Origin of the sequence: Micrococcus sp. HSID17227 (assembly GCF_003989405.1) — a bacterium.
GTDB lineage: Bacteria > Actinomycetota > Actinomycetes > Actinomycetales > Micrococcaceae > Micrococcus > Micrococcus luteus.
Window position 1 is genome coordinate 1 of record NZ_RBLN01000181.1, and the last position, 4791, is coordinate 4791.

The 4791-nt window shown below is 65.2% G+C and carries 2 protein-coding genes and 3 pseudogenes; 3 read left to right on the forward strand and 2 right to left on the reverse strand.

Going from position 1 to position 4791, the window contains the following annotated elements:
• Positions 1–128 precede the first annotated feature (128 nt).
• Positions 129–503: pseudogene (locus D8M29_RS08885) on the reverse strand (transposase); the annotation flags it as partial.
• A gap of 137 nt (positions 504–640) precedes the next feature.
• On the opposite strand from D8M29_RS08885, the pseudogene D8M29_RS08890 reads away from it, so the two are divergent.
• Positions 641–1081 (forward strand): annotated as a pseudogene (locus D8M29_RS08890) (ISL3 family transposase); the annotation flags it as partial.
• On the opposite strand, the pseudogene D8M29_RS08895 reads toward D8M29_RS08890, so the two are convergent.
• A pseudogene (locus tag D8M29_RS08895) lies at positions 1050–2422 on the reverse strand (IS1380 family transposase). The pseudogenes D8M29_RS08890 and D8M29_RS08895 overlap by 32 nt on opposite strands.
• A gap of 172 nt (positions 2423–2594) precedes the next feature.
• Here D8M29_RS08895 and D8M29_RS08900 point away from each other — a divergent pair.
• Together D8M29_RS08900 and D8M29_RS08905 are read left to right on the forward strand one after the other, a co-directional pair.
• Entirely contained in the window at positions 2595–3737 is a 1143-nt protein-coding gene (locus D8M29_RS08900; RefSeq protein ID WP_043282823.1) for a calcium/sodium antiporter, read from the forward strand.
• A gap of 249 nt (positions 3738–3986) precedes the next feature.
• The gene (locus D8M29_RS08905) at positions 3987–4685 is read left to right on the forward strand and encodes an IS30 family transposase (protein ID WP_230594558.1); all 699 of its coding nucleotides are present in this window, start codon (positions 3987–3989) and stop codon (positions 4683–4685) included.
• Positions 4686–4791 lie beyond the last annotated feature (106 nt).

A 4791-nucleotide genomic window follows, 5' to 3' on the forward strand; every position in this document is an offset into this window, starting at 1 on the left:
CGGACGACCTGCTCGGGGGTGTGACGCTTCCTGCTGTTCGTCATGATCTGACCAGTCTCCCTGCCCGCGACCGCGGGCAACAGGACGACTCTCATAACGACTGGACCTACGAAACGGGGTCAGCCCATCTGCACCAGTTTGTCCATCCGGCGGGTGGAGACGCCGAGCAGGTAGCAGGTGGCGACCACCGTGGTCAGCGCTGCCTCGGCGCGGCGGCGCCGCTCCAGGAGCCAGTCGGGAAAGTAGGTGCCTTCGCGCAGTTTCGGGATCGCGACGTCGATGGTGCCGGCGCGGGTGTCCAGGTCCCGGTGCCGGTAGCCGTTACGCCGGTTGGTGCGCTCATCCGAGCGGGCGCCGTAGGCGGCGCCGCACACGCTGTCAGCCTCGGCCGACAGCAGGGCATTGATGAAGGTGGTGAGCATCTGACGCATCAAGTCCGGCGAGGCCTGGGTGAGCAGATCGGACAGAAACGCCTGGGGGTCGATATCGTGGGGAGCGGTCATCGCGGGTGTCCCTTTCGAGTGGGATGTGAGAGTTTCCTCGAAAGCCTCCCGCGGTGACCGCTTCTACTTCGCGGTCGACACGCCAACCGGAGTCAACGTGCTGCGGGATTCGTACACCACTCTGCCGGACGCAACTGCGCCGCACCCTCCACACCGGGATGAGCCTGCTGACCGACCGCCAAAAAGAACACCTCAGCGTCCTCTTCGCCCACGAGAAGCACGCCGCGGTCGAAGCGGCCTGGGAGATCTACCAGGCCATGGTCGCCGCGTATCGAGAATTCGACCGCGCAAAGGCTAAGGCCAAGATGGAGAAGGTGATCGCGGCGCTGAGCAAGAAGGTCCCCGACACCCTCGAGGAACTGGGCAAGCTCGGCCGGACACTGACCAAACGCGCCGCCGACGTGCTGGCGTTCTTCGAGCGACTGGGCACCAGCAACGGTCCGACGGAGGCGATCAACGGCCGGCTCGAACACCTGCGCGGCTCCGCCCTCGGCTTCCGCAACCTCACCAACTACATCGCCCGCAGCCTCCTCGAATCAGGCGGCTTCAGACCCTTGCTACACCCTCAAATGCGATGAGCCTCGAATGCAGGATCTTGTGCCGACAGCGGCGCACGATGGTCGCGGGGATCTCGAACAACCGTGCGCGAAACCGTTTGGGCTCCCAGCGACGTGCATCATGGCCGGCCAGCGCGATGGCCTGCATCCAGGCGACGATGACGCCGGCGAGCTGGACGATCTGGCACCAGACCTGGTTCTGCGCGAATCCCTGCAGCGGGAACTTCATCAGGCCCATGTCCTTGGCGTTGCGGATCCGGTCCTCGCAGCGCGCGCGGCGGCGGTGACGCAGCTCCAGCACTGGAAGCTGGCCGCGTGGGGCGTTGGTCGCGAACGCAGTGATCCGCATCCCTTTGTGATCGGTGATCCGTAGCTGCACTCCGGGGTGGGGGCGTTCCTTCCTTACGGTTACCCGCATTCCGGGGGCCACCCGGGCAGGTCCAGTAGTCCGGTCAGTTCCGCGACCCATGCCCCATCGCGGATCCCTTCGGTGTCGGTGTCGTAGGCAGGAGTCCACGCCTTCGCCTCATCAATACGTTCCAACAGGTCAGGAGTGTTCGCGGGGAGGGTGAACCCGACTGAGTAGGCCAGACGCTGCCGCTCCAGCCAGCCCGCGAAGTCCTTGGGGCCGCCGGCCCCGTCGGTGCGAATCAGGACCTTTTTCGATCCCCGCCCGCCCCGGCCCAGCAGGGCCGGTGGGAGCTGCGCAAGGGCCAGACGGGTGACGGCGATGTGATCGCTGGCGGTGTTCGAGCCCGCGTTGCCGGGGCGAAGGTGGATCGCGAGCGGTTCCCCGGTTCCTTCGCTGCCGTGGTCCAGGAACGCGTACAGAGGGTGGTAGCCGAAGCCGCGTTTGAACGTCGGGGCGGCTTGCTCCTTCTCACTGTGGACGTTGATCAGGGTGGCGTCGAGGTCGATGACCAGCGGGGTCTTCGCGCTCGTCCCCTCGGCCGGGGAATGCTCGCCGGCCAGGGCCCAGGCCTGCTCGCGCGCGGTCCTGCGAGCCCTGGCGATCGCGGTCATCACGGCGGGCGCGTCCTCAGCGAGGGTGGTGAGCGTGCGGGAGATCGTTGGGGCCGAGGCGACGTCACCGAACAGGCCCGGCTCGCACCGCAGCAGGTCGGTGTCACGGGCGACCTCCCCGCCCACCGCGAGAGTCATCGCGAGGTCCAGCAGGACCTTGGAGGCGTGATGCTCGGCCAGCGGTTTCGTCCATGAACCCAACGCTTCACGCAGCGAAGAGGCGAGGCCGGTGGCGTGGATCGTGTCGGTCAGCAGCACCGCGCCCGCATGCGAGGCCGCCGGGACCTCAGCGACGTCCACACGCGGGCGGGGGTAGAAGAACACGGTAGGGTGGGACACCTGAAAGGTGCTCCTTCCGGCCAGGGATTACGAGACTCGACACCCCGTATCATCCCAGGCCAGGAGCACCTTTCTCTATGACGCCCACCCGTCGAGACCACACCCCAGTGAAATCTCGAGGTCAGCGGGTGCTCGTGGCAGGGCCTGAACTGTGGTCCGTACACTCCTACTCATGGATGCGCTTGATATTGGACGGATCGTGGCCGGACTGGTGCTGCTGGTCTTGGGTGGGGAATTTTTGGTGCGTGGGGCGTCAGCACTGGCCGGACGTTTCGGGATTTCGTCATTGGTGATCGGTCTCACCGTAGTGTCAGCGGCGACGTCGGCACCCGAGTTCGCAGTGAGCGTCGGTGCTGTACTGCGTGATGAACCGGGGCTTGCCGTGGGCAATGCGGTTGGCAGCAACATCATTAATGTCCTGCTCATCCTGGGACTGTCCGCGCTGGTCGTTCCCCTCGCTGTAAAGCGGAGGCTGATCCGCTTTGACCTGCCCCTGATGGTCGTCTTGTCAGTTCTACTGCTCCTTGTGTCCCTGGATGGGAGGATCAGTGCGGTGGACGGGCTGATACTATTTTTCGGTGTGGTGGTCCACACCATAATGTCCGTGGTGATTAGTCGGCGGGACGCCAAGACCGCGGTGAATGCCCGGGAAGGGACAGGAGATTCGGCAACCGTCGATCCAGCCGACGAGGAAGGGGCTGCGCTAGGCGCCTCGGTCAGCAGGTCGCTCTTCTTTGTGCTGCTGGGGGTCGCGTTGCTGGTCGCCGGTGCCACGCTGCTCGTGGAAGGAGCAGTGAACATAGCCACCACGTTGGGCGTAAGCAGCCTCGTGGTCGGACTGACCGTTGTGGCTGTCGGGACATCGCTGCCCGAGCTGGCGACGTCCATCATTGCCGTGCGTCGCGGTGAACGCGACCTAGCGGTGGGCAACGTGGTCGGCAGCAATATCTTCAACATAGGGGTAGTGCTAGGACTAACCGCGCTCATCTCTCTTGAGGGCATTCCCGTATCCGGCGCCGCAGTGGCCTTCGATATCCCAGTAATGCTGGCGGCCGCAGTGGCACTACTGCCGATCGCGTTCACGGGCTTCGCGGTGGCGCGTTGGGAGGGCGGCTTGTTCGTGGTTTTGTACGCCGCCTACACCGGATACCTTGTGCTGGCTGCCACAGCGCACGATGCACTGGAGGGATTCACCGTAGCCATGGCGTGGTTCGTGCTGCCGTTAATCGCACTGACGCTCATTTCCTTTACAGCCTACGAAATCGGGCTCCGCAAGGGACGCCGAGACCTGGACCAGACCACGACTTCGACGTAGACCGTCGAGTGCATTCGGCTGCTGGCTTCATTCGGGTCGTCGGCTGAATGTAAATCGGCAAGAGATGACTGTCGGTTGGTGGTGTCATAGCGTCGTAGCAACACTCCCGGTCGGTGGGGGCTCGAGGCGAGGAGGCCTGGGATGGTGCGGCGGCGACTCACGTTCACGGAGCGGATGGAGATCTCGACGGGATCGAAGGCCGGGTGGGGAGTCCGGAGGATCGCGTCTCACCTGGGTAGATGCCCTTCGGTGGTCTCCAGAGAGCTTCGACCGAACTCGACGAAGACGCGCGGCTATCAAGCCGTGACCGCGGACGTGAAAGCGCAACGCCAGCGCTCTCGCCCACAGGTCCGGAAAGTGGCAAAGGACCCGGTACTCGAGGCCCGCGTCAACGCCGACCTCGCAGCGTCATGGATGCCGAACGAGATCGCGGGTGGCTTGCGTCTGGAGGCCGCAGACCCGACCGTTGAACGCATGGCGAACTCTCCCGACGCTCAGGGCCGCACCGTCAGCGGAGAAGCGATCTACCAGTACATCTACGCGATCCCCCGCGGAGAACTCGCCAAGCGTGGGATCTTCTTGCAGTCCAAACGGACCAAGCGCCGGCCCCGCACGCACGGCCGCTCCCGAGGCGGGCCGATCGTGGGGATGGTCCCGATCGCGGAGCGTGGCGAGGACGCGGCGAAGCGGCGGGTACCCGGGCACTGGGAGGGCGACCTGATCATCGGGAAGAACGGGTCCTCGTGCGCGGCGACGCTGGTGGAGCGGATGAGCGGGTTCACCGGCCCGCTCGCCCTGCCCTCGAAACACGCCGAGGGCCCCCGCGGACGCGGTGATCGAGTACTTCACCGAGCTGCCCCGGATGATGCAGACCTCGCTGGTAAGGGACCAGGGCAGCGAGATGGCGCACCACGCAAAGGTCTCCCCTGGGCTGACCCCGTTTCGTAGGTCCAGTCGTTATGAGAGTCGTCCTGTTGCCCGCGGTCGCGGGCAGGGAGACTGGTCAGATCATGACGAACAGCAGGAAGCGTCACACCCCCGAGCAGGTCGTCCG

Bases quoted from the DNA above. Each gene is read 5' to 3' on its own strand.
- D8M29_RS08900 (WP_043282823.1), top strand. From the start codon at position 2,595: ATGGATGCGCTTGATATTGGACGGATCGTGGCCGGACTGGTGCTGCTG.